Raw genomic sequence first — 15,091 nt, 5'->3', positions numbered from 1 at the left:
GGTCAGTCGACCGACACCCACTCGCCGCGCTCGTCGCTCTCCTCGATCGCCGCGAGCACCCGCTGGGCCGCGAGCCCGTCTCCGAAGTTCGGGTGGAACGAGTCGCCGTCAGCGACGGCCCGGAGGAACTCGTAGTTTTCGTGGACGAAGGTGTGTTCCCAGCCCAGCACGTGCCCCGGTGGCCACCAGTGGTCGACGTAGGGATCGTCCTCGTCGGTGACGAGCACCGTCTCGTAGCCCCGGCCCCCATCACGGAGCACCTCGAGTTCGTTCAGCCGCTCGAGGGAGAAGCGCAGACTACCCGCCGAGCCGTGGACCTCGATCGTGTGATCGTTCTTGTGCCCAGTCGCGAAGCGGGAGGCTTCGACGGTTCCCATCGCGCCGTTTGCAAACTCGAGCTGGGCCGAATAGGCGTCGTCGACGGTGACAGTGCGGGTTTCGGGATCGTCGCCGTTTCCGTTTTCGACTGGTCGTTCCTCGACGAACGTCTGCAGATGACCACTGACGCGGTCGATCTCACCGGCGAGGTCCGGCGAGCCGACGAGGTATCGGCAGAGGTCGACCGTGTGCGAACCGAGGTCGCCGAGCGCCCCCGAGCCGGCCAGTTTCGCATCGGTGCGCCACGACCACGGGGCTTCGGGATCGACGAGCCAGTCCTGGAGGTACCGGCCGCGAACGTGGTGGATCTCCCCCAGTTCGCCGGCCTCGAGCAGCGCCTTCGCGTACTGGATCGCCGGCACGAACCGGTAGTTGAAGGCACAGCCAGCGGGCACGTCGTCGGCGGCCGCCTCCGCCGCCTCGGCCATCTCCTCGGCCGCCTCGAGCGTCGGCGCGAGCGGTTTTTCACAGAAGACGGGTGTGCCGGCCTCGAGGGCGGCGATCGAGGGGTCGGCGTGGAGGTGGTTCGGCCCGAGGTTGTAGAAGACGTCGACCTCGTCGATCACCGACTGCCAGTCGGTCGCCGTCGACTGGAATCCGAATCGATCCGCCGCCTCCTCGAGTGCCGTCTCGTCCCGGCCGATCAGCACCGAGGGTTCGACCTCGGGTACGTCCGGGAAGAACATCGGGAGCCGCGCGAAGGCGTTCGCGTGCGCTCGTCCCATGAACCGATAGCCGAGTACGCCCACCTCGAGTGTCATGGACGGACGGTCCACGGGGACGCAGTTAGTCGTTGGCGCTGGCGGTGCCCGCGTTGGGGTGGCGCAGTTCGAAAACGAGATAGAAACGGCGTCGGTATCAGTCGTCGGCGGGCGCGCTCGCGCGCTCGACGTCGATCTCGCCGGCGTCGAGTTTCGCCTCGACGTTGCGGGCGGCCTCGACCATGTTCGCCATCTTGCCGTAGGCGACCTCACGCGGAAGCAGCTTCACGCCGCAGTCAGGGGAGACAACGAGTTGTTCTGGCGGGACGACCTCGAGACCCTTCTGGATGTTGCGCTCGATCTGTTCGACCGATTCGACCTCGGCGACGTGGACGTCGGTGACGCCGAGCGCGAGGTCCGCGGTGAACTCGGGGTCTTTGAACACGTCGAGCTGATCGTAGTCGCCGTTGGCGAGTTCGAGGTCGAACTCGTCGACGGGGAACTCCAGTATTTCGGGGTAGATGCGGGAGTAATCGCCGTAACAGACGTGCAGGCCGATGCGGACGTCTTCGGGGATGTCGTCGACGATGTGCTCGAGACACTCGCCGACGATGGCGTGGTCGTCGGGCGTGGTCGCGAGCGCGGGTTCGTCGATCTGGATGTAGCGGGCGCCAGCGTCGACGAGTTTCTCGATCTCTTCGTTGACGAGGTCGGCGAGCGCGTAGGCGAGTTCCGCGTCGTCCTCGTAGGCCTCGTTGAACGACCAGCTGGCGAGCGTGTAGGGGCCGGTGATCGGGACCTTGACGGGACGGTCGGTCGCCGCGGCGGTGAATTCGTACTCGTCGACGAGCCAGTTCTCGTCGTACTCGACTTCCGACACTACGGAGGGCTTGTCGAAGTAGTTGTGTCCCCAGACCTTGACGGGGCCGTTGAACTCGTAGCCCTCGATGCGGTGGGCGAAGAACTCGACCATCTCGTTCCGGCGCATCTCGCCGTCGACGACGACGTCCAGTCCTGCACGCTCGTGTTCTTGCGTGATCAGACGGGACGCGTCGTCTGTAGCTTCTTGATAGTCGTCCTCGTCGAAGCCGTGGTCGGGGTCTTCGTAGAGTTCCTTCGCGCGGTTCAGCCACTTGGGCTTGGGGTAGCTCCCGACGACGGTCGTCAGGATGAAGTTGTCGTTCTCGTGGTCCTCGGGTCGGAACTGGTCTCGGTTCTCGTTTTCGCTCATGCGACTTTCACCTCTGCGAGTTCCGCGGCCTCTGCAAGGGCGGCGAGTTTCTCCTCGTGTTTGGCGTAGGGCAGGTAGAACGTCTCCGTGTTCGTCGTCAGGTAGACGGTCTCGAACTCCGCGGCGGGGAGCTTCTCTGTCACCCAGTCGACGCGGTCCCGGATCGCCTCGGGGTCCTCGACCAGCGTGTTCTGGCCGTCGGCGAGCCCGAGTGAAATCTGGTCGGGAGCGCCGTACTCCTGTGCGTTGTACAGGTTCTGGTCCTGTTCGGCGACGAAGTCGAAGCCGACGGCGTCGACGTCGGCGTCGAGCAGATGGGCGTACACCTTCTCCTCGAGTGCGCCCCAGTAGGGCTGGACGACCACGTCAGCGTCGGTCGCGCTCGCGACAGCGTCGATAGCCTCGCTCGCGCGTTCGTCGAGGCCGTCTTCCGGCGACGACTCGACGAGCGACGGCTCGAGCAGGAACAGCGTCTCGACACCGGGGAACGCCTCGACCTCGCCCGCGAGGAAGTCGGCGATGGCCGCGAGGAACTCCGCCTCGTCACCGTAGTGTTCGTCGGTCGCGAGGTCGGCCAGCGAGTACGGACCGGGGAGGACGGCCTGCAGTCCCGCCTCGACCTGCTCGGCTGCCGACTCGAGTTCGCCTGCGACGTCGCCGGAGGCCTCGAGGTCGCCCTGAACGACGGGCTCGCGGTAGAAGTTGTTGTTGTCGTAGTAGCGGACGATCCCGCGAGTCTCGACGGCGTCGTGGACCGCGAGCGGGTGCGCGATCATGTCGTCCCAGCGGAGCTGTCCCTCGACGACGCGGTCGAGGCCAGCCTCGAGCTGGGAGTCGATCACTTCGGCGCGCGCCTCGTCGTAGACGCCCGTGATCTCCTCGCCCTCGTCGCCGCTGATGAGGTCGTGTTTCTGGTGGCCCTTGAGGTCCGAGAGGTCGTCTTTCGCCCAGTCCGGGAGCGGGAAACACCCGGGTGTGGTCGAAACGTACTCAGTCATCGTACGCCCGGCTAGGCTATACCGACGCTTAATATTTTCCATCCCGTGAAATGCCCGAGAGTAATTCGCACGGACCGGCAATGCGCTACCGGCAGTCGATTACGACCGTCGTGGATCGACTGCCAGCGGTGAGTGAAAACTGTTCACGAACGTGTGAGAATTTGCGACACCGTTAGGTCACTCGAGCTGATACGTTGACGTATGTCACGACTCCTCTTCGGTCCACTCGGACTGGCGATCGCACTGGCTCCCGAACCGATCCTCGAGGCCTTCGAGTCCGTCGCGCTCGAAGAGCCCGAGGAGGCGTCGGCGAAACCGTGGATCGTCCCCGCGATGCGAGCGGAGGGCGTCGGGTACGCACTGGTGAGTCTCGTCGGCGGACGGCCCTACTCGGGGTTGATGACGCTGGTGGGTGCCGTCGGTGCGATCGTCGCCGCCTTTCCCCGGCAGTACCTCGCCTTCGGCACTGAACTTGCCTACGAAGACCCAGAGACTGTCGAGTGGCGCGACGGGTTCGTTACCGCAGTGCGCATCATCGGAGCGGTGCTCGTCGTGCTCGCGATCCGAACCCGCCTCTCGCGCGACGAGGCTGAGGCGGCCGACGAATCAGGTGAACAGTGAGCAAATCGCCCCGACAACCGTTTCGAACGCACCACTCGACGCCCACCTCTCACGATCACACGTGGCTATAGTAACAACTGCACCGATTCACACACTGATCACCGATTCGTCTGGCGAGCAGGTGTGCACTGACGTGCAGTGGCTACTATAGCTCGACACCTGAGCGTTCAGTAGCCGACGACCGGGAGCCGAACTCGAGTCTCGACTCGCGTTCAGGTCTCGGTCGCCACGTCCGGATCGTCGTCACCCGGGTCGTACGGATCGACGCTCGCAACTCGCCGTCGTTCGGCGTCGTCGTAGCTGCTTCCGAGAGCGATGAGGAATCCGACGATTGCCGTCACCACCGCGATTGCACCGATGGCTACGACTGCAACGGAGAAGATCGATCCGGTGAGCACCTGTGCGGAGGTAAGCAACGAGATTGCAGTCACCGCTGCGACGAGCGTGAGCAATCGCCCGAACCGGCCAGTGTCGATCCCATCGCCGGAAAGAGCGTCGGTGGCGAACAGTTCGTTGATCACGCCGGTGTATCCGTCGTCGCTGATCGAGTTGCCAAGCGAGTGGATCGTGTGTGCCACCCACAGACCAGCGGTGAAGTTGAGCAATGCGACGAACGAGACGATTCCCAGCTGGCCGCTGATGAACAGTCCCGCCATGACCGCATTCACGAACGCGACCACCATGACGCCGTGGATCAACACGGAACGGTTCCCGAAGTCCTCGAGGAGTGTGACGTGTGCCAATTTCATACGTGGAGGGTCGCCACAGATGGATTACCCCCTGTTCCCTACCCATGCAACTGTGTGGCAGACCGGAACGACGTGGCGTCCTCGCCGAATTCGTTTCCCGCACTCGGGCAAAACCCGGACACTACCGCCGAACGGTCGCTTACCGGAATAGCTCGAGGACGGTCAGCGTCTCGAACGGGAACGAGTGGTCGGCGACCGCGCCAGCGCTGAACCCAGCTTCGCCCGCGCGTTCGACCACCTCGTCGACCCCGGTGAGGCTGCTCACGAGCAGGTAGACGGCTCCGTCCGGAGCGAGCACCCGTGGAACGGCCTCGAGAAACGGGTCGATGACTGCTCGGCCGTCTTCACCACCCGAGAGAGCGCGTTCCATCCAGTCGTCCCACTCGTTTTCGGGATCGGTCGGCAGGTACGGCGGATTGAACGCGACGGCGGCGAAGGCGTCGTCGGCGAACGGCGAAACGAGATCGGCCCGGACCGTCTCGACGCCGTCGCCTCGCGCCTGTCGGACGGCGTGTGGATTCAAGTCCGAGGCGATCACGCGCGCCGGGGTCTCGTCGGCGATTCTCCCTGCGACGTACCCGGACCCGGTGCCGACCTCGAGGACGAGGTCGTCCGTGTCGGCCTCGAGACGGTCGCAGACGGCGTCGGCGAGCAATCGCGAGTCTTCGGCTGGCTGGTAGACGTCGGTCTCGATGTCGCGTCGGTCACTGAGTTTCATCGTGGTAGTCTGCGTAGCGCGCGTATATCGGGTGGCGAGGGCGAGGTTACGAGTCGTCGGTCGATGGCGACGGACCGTACTCGGACTCGAAACTGGAGTCGGAGCCGACCTCCTCGCGTCGATTGACTCGTCGCCCCCGCGAATCGTCGTACCGTTGGTCCCCGGGGCCCCTATCAGTAGCGGTATCGCCGCCAGCCAGTGAGACACCCGTCCCGTCTCGACTCGAGAGTTCCTGCTGGGGGAACGGGATCGTGATTCCGGCCGCTTCGAACTCGCGTTTGATCGCGTTGATCGCTGCCGTCCGGGCCTCCCAGCGGCGTCTCGCGCTCGGGTTGTCGATCCAGAATCGTACCCCGAGGATCACCGCCGACTCGCCGAACGCCCTGGTGACCACCTGTGGTGACGGTCCGGAGATCGCGTACTCGAGGTCAGCGACGACGGCTTCGGCCAGTTCCGAGGCACGCTCGAGGTCGGTCTCGTAGTCGACGCCGACGTCGATCTCGACGCGGAGTCGGCCCCGTTTCGACCGGTTGGTCACCATGCTCGAGGAGATCACGTCGTTGGGGATCACGACGTACTCGCCGTCGAACGTCTGGATGCGCGTGTTGACGATCGAGATGTCGGTGACGACGCCCTGGTTTCCCTCGAGTTCGATCCAGTCGCCGATCTCGAACGGACGGGAGAACATGAGGACGAAGCCGGCGAGGATCGTCCCGAGAGTCTGTCTGGCAGCCATCCCGAGGACGATCCCGAGGAAGCCGGCCCCGACCAGCAGGCCGCCGAGGTCGTCGACCCAGATGCCGAGGATGACGACGAGCGAAAGCGACCAGACGACGACCTGAGTCATCCGGCGCGTGATCTCGCGCTGGTGGTCGGTCACGGCCGACGCCGACCCCAGCAGTTCCTCGAAGAGCCGCCAGAGAAGCCGCGTAAAAATGACGGTGGTGATCACGAGGACGAACGAGACCACAGCGCGGGCGACGACGTCCTCGCCGAGCTCGAGGTCGTCGGCGTAGACACTATAGATCGTCTCGGTCAGTCCCCAGACGCCGACAGCGACGGCAAAGGCGACGATGCACGAACCGACGAGCGTCGTTACTGCAACGATGTCGCCGTACACCGGTCGCGTTCGACCGCCGACCCACGCGTTCAGGCGGCGATGGCCAAGGAGTGCAGCGAGCAACAGACCGACAGCCCCGACAGTCACGAGGAGGCGCAACTCGGTCGTCTCGACGACCGTCGAGAGCCAGTCCAGTCCCGCGAGAATCCCGGTCACGTCGATCACTGTTCCCGGGGCAGTCACTCACCCAGCGTTGAGTATTCGTCGATCGATACCGGTCGAAAACGCGGCTGGTCGAGGTTGGTAGCACCGTCCTGACCGTCTCGATGGCGGCCACAAAAGAGGGGCCAGTATCAGCTCTCGAGTGCGTCCTCGAGCACCGGCTCCCGGTAGAACATCGCGATCTCTTCGTCGACGTCCTCGAGAGTAAACAGGTCATCTTCCGAGAGTTCGTCGTACTCCTCGACGTAGGCGATGGCCTCCTCTCGGCTTTCGAACGCGGGTGGGCTTCCTCTCGGCATCGGGTAGTCGTGGCGGTCACGGTCCTGTTCGTAGACGAAGTATCCCTCCGTGGCGTCGATGAGTTCGCCACTCTCGAAACTCGTCGCCCACACACCCACGATCTCCTCGTCGGCGTCCTCGCCGCTGAACGCTGTCGGCGCGTAGTAGTACGCGACTAGACAGCCCTTCGAACAGAAGTACTCGCGGTGGCCGTCCTCGTGGACGACCTGGGCGTTCCAGTCCGGGTAATCCACCGAGTGCATGTTACAGACCGCGCACTCGCCCTCGTCATCGTCCGTCGGGAAGTCGGCTGGCTCGTCGAGGGAAAGTTCTTCCACGTCGTCCCCGGCCTCCGGGTCGCCACCGTCGTCGTCAGGTTCCGGCTCAGGGTCGTCCGGTTCCGCGACCTCCTCACCGTTTCCGTCGAGACAGCCAGCGACAGCGAGCGTTGCGCCGGTTCCGATCGTTCCCAGTAACCACCGTCTATCCACTTGATCACGGCGTGGTGCCATACTATTTGCTAGAGCCAGGATTACCTTGTATGATCTGGCACGGTTCTCGAATCGAGGATTCGACGTTCCAACCCTCGGTCGCTGCGGTCACTCGGGTATACTCACCTCGAAACTCCGGTGGTAGTCTCTCCCTGCAACCTGTTCTACTGGGAAAACTACCCTACAGAGCGTTGTAGCCCCAGTTTCACTCCTCGAGATCCGGCCCGCCCACCTCGAGGGCGAGCTGGGAGAGCGCCGCGAAGTCCGCAGGTGAGAGCGCACCCGCTCGTGCGCTCAGGAGCTCCTCGTCGGCCGCCTCGACCACCGCGTCGGGCGTCTCGAGTCCCGAGATGTGGGCCGTGTTCCGGATCGCGTTCCGGATGGTCTTGCGACGCTGGGTGAAAAGCGCCTTCACGAACCGCAAGAACAAAGCCTCGTCGTCGACCTCGTAGTCCGGGTCTCGAGGGACGGCACGGATCACCGCACTCTGGACCGCCGGCGGTGGCGAGAAGGCTTCCTTCGGGATCGACTCGACCAGTTCCACGTCGGCGTAGTGCTGGCTCGAGACCGACAACCGTCCATACTCGCCGGTTCCCGGCTCGGCGACCATCCGCTCGGCGAACTCCTGCTGGAACATCAACACGAGTGGTTTTCCCTCGGGGAAGAGCCGAAACGCGATCTCACTCGAGACGCCGTAGGGCAGGTTCGAGACCGACGCGGTAAAGTCCGGCAACTCGACTTCGAGGGCATCCCCCTCGATCACCGTCAGCCTGCCCGCATCGATTTCCGCGCTGAACTCTCGCTCGAGGAACGCCGCCAGCGTCGGGTCGCGTTCGATCACCGTGACTTCGTCTGCGACGGCGAGCAACCGATCGGTCAGCGCACCCGTTCCGCCGCCGATCTCGAGGAGGTGCGTGGTGTCGGCGTCGAGTTCCTCGGCTCGCGGGGACTCCCCGCTCACGTCGTCCGAGGCGCGTGGCGCCTCGCTCTCGAGGTAGGTCGGGAGGCGATCGAGAACGCGGTCGTCGACGAGAAAGTGCTGGTCGCGGTCGGGGTCACCACGGACACCCGCCCGGGCGATCAGCGCGTCGGGATCTCTCATTGGCCGCCGTTCGGGCGGGGGCGGTGTAAACGCACCGCCTCGCGTGTCCTCGAGCGCCCCGGGCCGTCCCAGCAGGTTCGATTTGTCACTGTTAGTGTGGCTGCCTTTTACCCTGTCGTCCCCTCACCGGGTATGGAACGTCCCACTCGCGACGAGCCGGCAGACCGAGGGACAGACGGTGGACCGACGACGCTCTCGTGTCCGATCTGCGCCAGCACGGTCCCGGCCGGACTCCCGTACTCGGCTACCGTCGTCGCTCTCGAGACCGAGTTCCTCGACGGTAGTGACCGGCCGAGGACGACATCGCGAATCCGTCGAATACAGGTTCGCTGTGTGCGATCGCATCCGCTGACGGTCTGGTACGACTGGTGACCAGACCGTTTGGAGAGCGAGGCCAGTCGAGGTGGGAAAACGACGTGGCTGGAACGGACAGCACCGCAGCAGACCGACGGGACCGGGGCGGTCGGGAAGACTACTGGTCGCCGTGCCGGCCGACGAACGTGTGGTACTTGAGGTCGTCGTCGCGCAGTTCCTCGAGGATGCGCTCGACGATGATCTCGTCGGGGTCGTGGAGGCCGGAGACGCGTTCGGACAGTTCGTCGAAACTCTCGAAGGGGGCCCGCTTGCGCTCGTCGAGGATGCCGTCGCGAAGCTTGGTGCCGATCCCCGGCAGGAGGTTGAGCTGGTGGAGCCGGAGAGTGATCGGCTGAGCCTCGTTGTAGAAGTCGACGAAGCGCTCTTCGTACTCCTCGACGAGGTCCGCCACGACGTACTCGAGTTCCGACTGGGCACCCGAGGAGAGGTCCTCGTACTCGACCTCCTGGGACTCGAGGACGACGTCGCGTTCCCCGGGTGGTGAGACGACCACTTCGCTGCCGATGGTCAGACGCTCGTCCTCGTCGAAGGCGACCTCGTAGAGCGTGAAATCCTCGACGTCGAGCGCGTAGCCTGCGGGGGACTTCTCGTATTGCGGGCGGGCGTCGTCGGAGAGTCCGTGGGCGAGGTAATCCAGTACGACTGCACGGCGGACGCTCGCGTCGTCGCCATCCGTATCACTCATTGTTCGAAGATACGACTACGTCGTACTTAAAGAGTCGGCTCGGAGTCAGAACGCCCAAACACGGTTCCGTTTTCGTGTCGCGACCGCGGCGGCTCGCTGATCGAGTCCGACCGTCAGTCTGTGAGAACCACGGAGACGCGAGCGTCGGGAGAACCCGTCGTCAGGCGTACTGGGCAACGAGGTTGAGGATCTCGTCGAGTTCGTCCCCGGACAGCGAGTATCGCTGCTGGGCGAACACCGAGCGGAGTTCGTCCCGGTTGCGCGGCAGGAGGTTCGCGATCTTGTAGGCCGTCGGCTCGTCGACCTTCTCGAGTTCCTGCAGGTCGTTGGCGAGCGCCTGCGCGTCCTCGGGATCGAGGACGGCGAATCGATTGACGTGCTCGATCGCACGGGCGAGTTCGTAGCGCAGTTCGCGCTCTTCGTCCAGTGCGCGTTCGGCCTCGATGTCGGCGAGGAGCTCTTTCGCCTCCGAGACGGTGAGGTACTCCTCGTCGACGATCTCCTTGAAGATCGTCATGCTAGACGCGGTCTTCGGATCGGTCCTGTGCGCGCAGGTGGGCGGCAGTGACGATTACCGTCTTCTCCTTGCCGCCGTCGTTGATGCGGACCTTGAAGGCCTTCCCTTGCTTGCCGACGACTTCGCCGGTGAGGCCGTCGAAACGCGGGTGGAAGCGACCGTCCTGCACGCTCGGGTCGATCTTGAGGTGGACGGTCTCGCCCTCCTCGTACTCCTGAATCGCGCGCTGTGGCGGGGACGTACCGCGCTCTCGAGGCTTGTTCGCGAGTTTGTTCCGGGTTCCCTGACGTGGGCCGTTAGAGTTCGGCATAGTCGTACGACGCCGTTGGCCGGTGACGGTTATAAAACACACGTATTCGGGCAGGCCCCACCAGTGCGTGCACACGCCCCACAGTCGACCGATGGCCGACGGGAGTCGTTCGTGGACGGAATCGGCGGTCCACCACGGCTCGAGGCAAATCGTCCAGTTTCGGGCCCTCGAGCAGTTGCGAAAGGACGAGGGAGCCTGTGCCATGTTTCCGGAGTACGTACCTATTTGATAGACGGTAGGTAATGATCGTTCATGTCCGACACGACACCGGTCATCGTGAGCGCAGTACGAACCGCACAGGGACGCGAGGACGGCGCACTCGCTGATATCCGGAGCGAAGACCTCTCGATTCCGCTGGTAAACGCCATGCTCGAGGAGACGGGTGTCGATCCCGACGACGTCGACGACCTGATGTGGGGCTGTGCCCAGCAGCGAGGCGAACAGCGAACGAACATTGCCCGTCAGATTGCCCTCTTCTCGGAACTCGGCGAGAGCGTGCCCGCGACGACGGTCGATCGCCAGTGTGCTTCCTCCGCGCAGGCGATTATCGGTGCCGCCGACTCGATCGCCGCTGGTCGCCAGCAGGTCGTCTTTGCAGGCGGCGTCGAGAGCATGAGCCGGGTGAAGATGGGTGCCGCCGAAAGCGGCGAGATGCACCCGAAACTCGACGAGGAGTACGGCATGCGCAACCTGATGATGGGGATGACCGCCGAGAAGGTCGCCGAAGAGTACGACGTCAGCCGCGAGGAGCAAGACGAGTACGGCGCGCGCAGCCAGCAACGGGCGGTCGAAGCCACGGAGGAAGGCCGCTTCGACGACGAGATCGTCCCTCTCGAGACTGACGACGGCGTGCACGACGAGGACGAGGGCATCCGGCCGGGGACGACCGCCGAGAAACTCGCCGACCTCCCACCCGTGTTCAAGGAGGGCGGAACCGTCACCGCGGGCAACGCCTCCCAGATCGCCGACGGTGCCGCCGGCGTCCTGCTGACGAGCCGCGCCTACGCAGAGGAAAACGGACTCGAGATCCTCGCGGAGGTCGGCACCAGCTACGTCGCGGGCGTCGATCCGACGATCATGGGCGTCGGGCCGGTCCCGGCCACCGAGGGCCTGCTCGAGCGCGCAGGCCGGACGATCGACGACTACGGCCTCTTCGAGATCAACGAGGCGTTCGCGAGCCAGACGATCTACTCCCAGCGTGAACTCGGAATTCCGGACGATCAGTTGAACGTCAACGGTGGCGCAATCGCGATCGGACACCCGCTTGGCTGTTCGGGTGCGCGCCTGCCGGTGACGCTGGTCCACGAGATGAACCGCCGCGGCGTCGAGCGCGGGATCGCGACCGAGTGTGTCGGCTTCGGCCAGGGTGCGGCGATCGAGTTCTCCTTGCCGTAGCTTCCTGACCGAGGACTTTTGGTCTCTTCGCGAACGACGTGAGCGACGGTCAGCGAGAGCGTACGCTGGCCAGACAGGGCTCGACCCGACCAGATCCGGGAATCGCAACACCAAACGCTATTTTCGCGGTGGGTCAGTGACCGGATATGCCGGATTCTCGAACGATCGAGCGCTACGACGTCGGCGTCGTCGGTGCGGGACTCGCCGGACTCACGGCGGCGAGGGAGTTGTCCGACACCGCCCTCGAGGTGGTCGTCCTCGGGGCTGGCTCTGAGACGGCACTCGAGTGGTCCGGTTTCATGGAGGGGGCAGTTAGCTCCGGGGAGCGAGTCGCGGCGACGATCCTCGCCGACCGCGAGCGTCGAGAGCGCTGACCGGCGATTTACGTCGATCGTCAGCAACGAGAGCTACAGCTCCTCGAGTTCTTCCCACCGCGCCGAGACCGTCACGTTGCCGTCTTCGAGCGAGAACGAGCGTTCGTCGGCCGAGATACCGAGGCTGTCCAGGAGTGGGTCCTCGTCGGGGTCCGGGAGGATGGCCGCGAGGGTGCCGGTGGCGGCCTCCTCGTCCTCGGGAGTGGTCGAGACGACGATTCCCTCGGCGTCGGCCAGCGCCTCGAACTCGGGGCCGACGAGTCCGTCGTCACCCGTGGTCGGCTCACCGTAGGCACCGACGACCGCGTCCCCGTCGCCGGCGGCCTCGAGTAGCCACGCGACGTCGGCCTCGTCGGCCGCACGGTCACCATCGCCGGCTTCAGCCTCGAGGACCGTCTCGAGCGTCGCGACCGGGTCGTCGTCTGCCTCGCGGTCGGCGATCACGATGGTCTCGTCGTCGACGGCGATCGCGACCTGCTCCGGAACGTCCTCGGTCTCGACCGGCGCGTAGACGTCGGCACCGTCGATCTCGTCGGTCTGCTCGAACTGCGTGGCGAAGCCGTTGTCGGGGTCGGCGGTGAGCTGACCGTCGATCTCGTCGGCGTCGACCTCGCCGGCGGCGACGGTCACGTCGTTGACTACCACGAGGTCCTCGACCGTCGTCTCGAAGGCCTCCGGCTCGAGCAGCCGCCCGAGCCCGTACTGACCGAGCGAGAGGGTGACGAGGAGGTACGACGAGTACAGCCCCTCCGAGGGGAGGACGACCATCGGGTCGGCCTCGTACTCCGACGGAACGTCCGGGTCGTCCTCGACCCCCTCGGCCGCCTCGAGTTCGGCCCGGACGTCCTCGCCGACGGCGTCCCAGTCGATCGCGGTGAACTCGAGAGCGCCGTCCTCGAGGACGAGCCAGCGGCTGTAGTCGGGAAGGGCGTCTTCGTCGACAGGGTCGTCGCTGTCCCCGTCATCGGGGCCGTCGTCTCCGTCGTCCCCGTCGTTCCCGTCGTCGTCCGGTTGTTCGAGCTCGTCGTCCTGTGCTGCGACGATTGACGATCCGAGGCTAGCAAGAGTCGCTGTCGAGAGTGTTCCGCCGGCGACCTCGAGTACGGTTCGTCGATCCGGTGGCATACCCGTTCCACACGGCCAGTCTGGATAGACCCCGGGCCTTTGGTCGCCGCCAGTGACTGGTCAGTGCTCGAGAAACTGCTCGGCCTAGAGGTCCCGGCGGGAGAACGTCAGGACGGCGACGGCGAGCAAGACGAGGAAGACGATCAGGAGGACTCCGGCGTCGCCGTAGGCGTACTCCTCGCGGACGAGGATCGCCGTTTCGTCGTAGTACCGGCTCGGGGTGACGACGCCGATCCACTCGTAATCGTCGTCGAGCCGCGAGACGCCGTCGATCAACCACAGGACGAACACGAGGACGATCGCGGCCGCGCGTGCCGTCCGGACTCGTGGAGCGACCACCGAGAGGAGGAGGCCGATGGCGCCACAGACCAGCAGGTAGGGGATCGACAGCAGGTGGACCATCGCGAGCGCGACGGGGTCGAACGACTCGCCGATCGCGAGCGCACCCACGTAGACCACGGCGGGAACCGCGACGTTGAGCACGACCAGCGGGACCCAGAGCGCTGCCACCTTCTGGAGGATGACCGACTCGCGAGAGATCGGGTACGAGAGGGTGAGGTCCATCCGTCGCTCGTCGATGTCGGTCGCGATCAGCCCGGCCCCGATGTACGCGAAGTAGATTCCGACGAGGACGATCCAGAAGAACGAGTAGATCTCGGCGGCGATGAACCCCTCGATCGTGTGCAACGCCTCGATGCCAAATATGTCGAAGAAGTACTCCGGGAACGCCTCCATCACGTCGTCGACCTCGTCTTCGAAACTGGGGAAGATCGAGAAGTACATCGCCGCGAGCAGGCCGAGTGCGACCACGAGCGCGACCGAACCCCGAACCCGCTTCCTGGACTCGAGGCGGAGGATCGCCGTCGCGCTCATCAGAGATCCCTCCGCGTGAAGATCACGATCGCGACGGCGAGGAGAGCGAGGAAGGCGATCAGGAGGATCCCGGCGTCGGCGTAGGCGTACTCTCCGTGGACGAGAATGGCCGACGGGTCGTAGTACCGGCTGGGGGCGACGACGCCGAGCCACTCGTAATCTGGGTCCATCTCGGAGAGCCCTTCGACCAGCCAGAGGACGAAGACGAGGCCGAGTGCGCTCACCTGCGCCGTCTCGATCCGGTCGAGGGTCACCGAGAGCACGATGCCGATGCCGGCACAGACCAGCAGGTAGGGGATCGACAGCAGGTGAACCATCGCGAGTGCGACGGGATCGATCGACTCCCCGAGGACGGTCACGCCGGCGAAGACGACGGCGATCAGCCCCACGTTCAACACGACGAGCGGGACCCAGAGAGCCGCCACCTTCTGGAGGACCACCGATTCCCGAGAGATGGGATACGAGAGGGTGAGGTCCATCCGGCGCTCACGAACGTCCCGCACGACCGTCCCGGCGCTGAGGTAGGCGACGTAGATCCCCGCGAACACGATCCAGAGCAACGGGTAGACGTAACCCGAGACGAACCCCTCGATCGTGTGCAGCGCCTCGAACCCGAGTAGCCCGGCCAGAAACGGCGGGAACGCCTCCTCGATGAGTTCGGCCTCGTCTGCGAACCCCGGGAACGCGGCGAACAGGAAGACGCCGACGATCGCAAAGAGCGCCACGAGGACGAGCGAACTCCGGAAATATCCCCGGGACTCGAGGCGCAAGAGTGCGGTCGTGGCCATCACGGATCACTCGAGGAGTCGTCCGTATCGGCCGGCATCGACTGGTCGTCCCCGTCGGCCGGCATCGACTGCTCACCGCTGCGGTGGCCGTCGCCGCTC

Annotated in this window: 18 protein-coding genes; 4 read left to right on the top strand and 14 right to left on the bottom strand. The window is 65.1% G+C overall.

Translation table 11 applies throughout. The annotated features are described in order from the left end of the window. Positions 1 to 2: 2 nt before the first annotated feature. The 3 genes from B1756_RS13650 to B1756_RS13640 all read right to left on the bottom strand — a co-directional run bounded on the left by B1756_RS13650 (position 3) and on the right by B1756_RS13640 (position 3,308). Positions 3 to 1,139 carry a Gfo/Idh/MocA family protein gene (locus B1756_RS13650; protein ID WP_086889046.1) on the bottom strand — a complete coding sequence of 379 codons (1,137 nt, stop codon included), beginning with the start codon at positions 1,137 to 1,139 and terminating at the stop codon, positions 3 to 5. Between the two features lie 97 nt (positions 1,140 to 1,236). Next, complete coding sequence (locus tag B1756_RS13645; RefSeq protein WP_086889045.1) at positions 1,237 to 2,310, bottom strand: methionine synthase; 1,074 nt, start codon at positions 2,308 to 2,310, stop codon at positions 1,237 to 1,239. Beyond that, positions 2,307 to 3,308 (bottom strand): 5-methyltetrahydropteroyltriglutamate--homocysteine methyltransferase, encoded by a 1,002-nt coding sequence (locus B1756_RS13640; protein ID WP_086889044.1) that lies wholly within the window; start codon positions 3,306 to 3,308, stop codon positions 2,307 to 2,309. Before B1756_RS13640 ends, B1756_RS13645 begins: the two co-directional genes overlap by 4 nt. Positions 3,309 to 3,509: 201 nt before the next feature. On the opposite strand from B1756_RS13640, the gene B1756_RS13635 reads away from it, so the two are divergent. Then, positions 3,510 to 3,929, top strand: coding sequence for a hypothetical protein (locus B1756_RS13635; protein WP_086889043.1), 420 nt, complete (start codon positions 3,510 to 3,512; stop codon positions 3,927 to 3,929). A gap of 212 nt (positions 3,930 to 4,141) precedes the next feature. Here B1756_RS13635 and B1756_RS13630 read toward each other — a convergent pair whose 3' ends face one another. The 5 genes from B1756_RS13630 to B1756_RS13610 form a co-directional block, all read right to left on the bottom strand. After that, positions 4,142 to 4,678, bottom strand: a complete 537-nt coding sequence (locus B1756_RS13630) for a hypothetical protein (protein ID WP_086889042.1) — start codon at positions 4,676 to 4,678, stop codon at positions 4,142 to 4,144. A 139-nt stretch (positions 4,679 to 4,817) separates the two neighbouring features. Then, positions 4,818 to 5,396: a HemK2/MTQ2 family protein methyltransferase gene (locus B1756_RS13625; protein ID WP_086889041.1), complete on the bottom strand. Its 579-nt coding sequence runs from the start codon at positions 5,394 to 5,396 to the stop codon at positions 4,818 to 4,820. Between the two features lie 46 nt (positions 5,397 to 5,442). Next, entirely contained in the window at positions 5,443 to 6,672 is a 1,230-nt protein-coding gene (locus tag B1756_RS13620; protein WP_086890193.1) for a mechanosensitive ion channel family protein, read from the bottom strand. Between the two features lie 137 nt (positions 6,673 to 6,809). Continuing rightward, positions 6,810 to 7,448: a nitrous oxide reductase accessory protein NosL gene (locus B1756_RS13615; RefSeq protein ID WP_228434373.1), complete on the bottom strand. Its 639-nt coding sequence runs from the start codon at positions 7,446 to 7,448 to the stop codon at positions 6,810 to 6,812. Between the two features lie 205 nt (positions 7,449 to 7,653). Continuing rightward, positions 7,654 to 8,550 carry a 16S ribosomal RNA methyltransferase A gene (locus tag B1756_RS13610; protein ID WP_086889039.1) on the bottom strand — a complete coding sequence of 299 codons (897 nt, stop codon included), beginning with the start codon at positions 8,548 to 8,550 and terminating at the stop codon, positions 7,654 to 7,656. Between the two features lie 132 nt (positions 8,551 to 8,682). Here B1756_RS13610 and B1756_RS20315 point away from each other — a divergent pair, with 132 nt between their 5' ends. Further along, positions 8,683 to 8,922, top strand: a complete 240-nt coding sequence (locus B1756_RS20315) for a hypothetical protein (protein ID WP_086889038.1) — start codon at positions 8,683 to 8,685, stop codon at positions 8,920 to 8,922. Positions 8,923 to 9,022: 100 nt separating this feature from the next. On the opposite strand, the gene B1756_RS13600 is transcribed toward B1756_RS20315, so the two are convergent. From B1756_RS13600 to B1756_RS13590, 3 genes are all read right to left on the bottom strand, one after another. Further along, a complete protein-coding gene (locus B1756_RS13600; RefSeq protein ID WP_086889037.1) occupies positions 9,023 to 9,610 on the bottom strand; it encodes a DUF655 domain-containing protein in 588 nt (195 codons plus the stop codon). Positions 9,611 to 9,770: 160 nt separating this feature from the next. Next, positions 9,771 to 10,127, bottom strand: coding sequence for an RNA polymerase Rpb4 family protein (locus tag B1756_RS13595; RefSeq protein WP_086889036.1), 357 nt, complete (start codon positions 10,125 to 10,127; stop codon positions 9,771 to 9,773). Position 10,128: 1 nt separating this feature from the next. Beyond that, positions 10,129 to 10,437, bottom strand: coding sequence for a 50S ribosomal protein L21e (locus B1756_RS13590; protein ID WP_086889035.1), 309 nt, complete (start codon positions 10,435 to 10,437; stop codon positions 10,129 to 10,131). A 252-nt stretch (positions 10,438 to 10,689) separates the two neighbouring features. Between B1756_RS13590 and B1756_RS13585 the strand changes: the two genes are divergently transcribed. Both B1756_RS13585 and B1756_RS19900 read left to right on the top strand, forming a co-directional pair. Continuing rightward, positions 10,690 to 11,832, top strand: coding sequence for a thiolase family protein (locus B1756_RS13585; RefSeq protein ID WP_086889034.1), 1,143 nt, complete (start codon positions 10,690 to 10,692; stop codon positions 11,830 to 11,832). Positions 11,833 to 11,978: 146 nt separating this feature from the next. After that, positions 11,979 to 12,206 (top strand): FAD-dependent oxidoreductase, encoded by a 228-nt coding sequence (locus B1756_RS19900; RefSeq protein ID WP_086889033.1) that lies wholly within the window; start codon positions 11,979 to 11,981, stop codon positions 12,204 to 12,206. Positions 12,207 to 12,239: 33 nt separating this feature from the next. Here the strand turns inward: B1756_RS19900 and B1756_RS13575 are convergent, their stop codons facing one another. From B1756_RS13575 to B1756_RS13565, 3 genes are all read right to left on the bottom strand, one after another. Then, positions 12,240 to 13,331 (bottom strand): hypothetical protein, encoded by a 1,092-nt coding sequence (locus B1756_RS13575; protein ID WP_086889032.1) that lies wholly within the window; start codon positions 13,329 to 13,331, stop codon positions 12,240 to 12,242. Positions 13,332 to 13,415: 84 nt separating this feature from the next. Next, positions 13,416 to 14,204 (bottom strand): ABC transporter permease subunit, encoded by a 789-nt coding sequence (locus tag B1756_RS13570; protein WP_086889031.1) that lies wholly within the window; start codon positions 14,202 to 14,204, stop codon positions 13,416 to 13,418. Further along, complete coding sequence (locus B1756_RS13565) at positions 14,204 to 14,992, bottom strand: ABC transporter permease (protein WP_086889030.1); 789 nt, start codon at positions 14,990 to 14,992, stop codon at positions 14,204 to 14,206. Before B1756_RS13565 ends, B1756_RS13570 begins: the two co-directional genes overlap by 1 nt. Positions 14,993 to 15,091: the final 99 nt, after the last annotated feature.

Origin of the sequence: Natrarchaeobaculum aegyptiacum (assembly GCF_002156705.1) — an archaeon.
GTDB lineage: Archaea > Halobacteriota > Halobacteria > Halobacteriales > Natrialbaceae > Natrarchaeobaculum > Natrarchaeobaculum aegyptiacum.
Note: the sequence above shows the minus strand (reverse complement) of the source record. Positions and strands in the feature narration are given on the sequence as shown.

Coding starts and splice junctions, on each gene's coding strand:
- B1756_RS13600 (WP_086889037.1), bottom strand. CDS start 9,610: ATGAGTGATACGGATGGCGACGACGCGAGCGTCCGCCGTGCAGTCGTA.
- B1756_RS13610 (WP_086889039.1), bottom strand. CDS start 8,550: ATGAGAGATCCCGACGCGCTGATCGCCCGGGCGGGTGTCCGTGGTGAC.
- B1756_RS13570 (WP_086889031.1), bottom strand. CDS start 14,204: ATGAGCGCGACGGCGATCCTCCGCCTCGAGTCCAGGAAGCGGGTTCGG.
- B1756_RS20315 (WP_086889038.1), top strand. CDS start 8,683: ATGGAACGTCCCACTCGCGACGAGCCGGCAGACCGAGGGACAGACGGT.
- B1756_RS13585 (WP_086889034.1), top strand. CDS start 10,690: ATGTCCGACACGACACCGGTCATCGTGAGCGCAGTACGAACCGCACAG.
- B1756_RS13640 (WP_086889044.1), bottom strand. CDS start 3,308: ATGACTGAGTACGTTTCGACCACACCCGGGTGTTTCCCGCTCCCGGAC.
- B1756_RS13590 (WP_086889035.1), bottom strand. CDS start 10,437: ATGCCGAACTCTAACGGCCCACGTCAGGGAACCCGGAACAAACTCGCG.
- B1756_RS13650 (WP_086889046.1), bottom strand. CDS start 1,139: ATGACACTCGAGGTGGGCGTACTCGGCTATCGGTTCATGGGACGAGCG.
- B1756_RS13595 (WP_086889036.1), bottom strand. CDS start 10,127: ATGACGATCTTCAAGGAGATCGTCGACGAGGAGTACCTCACCGTCTCG.
- B1756_RS13645 (WP_086889045.1), bottom strand. CDS start 2,310: ATGAGCGAAAACGAGAACCGAGACCAGTTCCGACCCGAGGACCACGAG.
- B1756_RS13635 (WP_086889043.1), top strand. CDS start 3,510: ATGTCACGACTCCTCTTCGGTCCACTCGGACTGGCGATCGCACTGGCT.
- B1756_RS19900 (WP_086889033.1), top strand. CDS start 11,979: ATGCCGGATTCTCGAACGATCGAGCGCTACGACGTCGGCGTCGTCGGT.
- B1756_RS13625 (WP_086889041.1), bottom strand. CDS start 5,396: ATGAAACTCAGTGACCGACGCGACATCGAGACCGACGTCTACCAGCCA.
- B1756_RS13575 (WP_086889032.1), bottom strand. CDS start 13,331: ATGCCACCGGATCGACGAACCGTACTCGAGGTCGCCGGCGGAACACTC.
- B1756_RS13630 (WP_086889042.1), bottom strand. CDS start 4,678: ATGAAATTGGCACACGTCACACTCCTCGAGGACTTCGGGAACCGTTCC.
- B1756_RS13565 (WP_086889030.1), bottom strand. CDS start 14,992: ATGGCCACGACCGCACTCTTGCGCCTCGAGTCCCGGGGATATTTCCGG.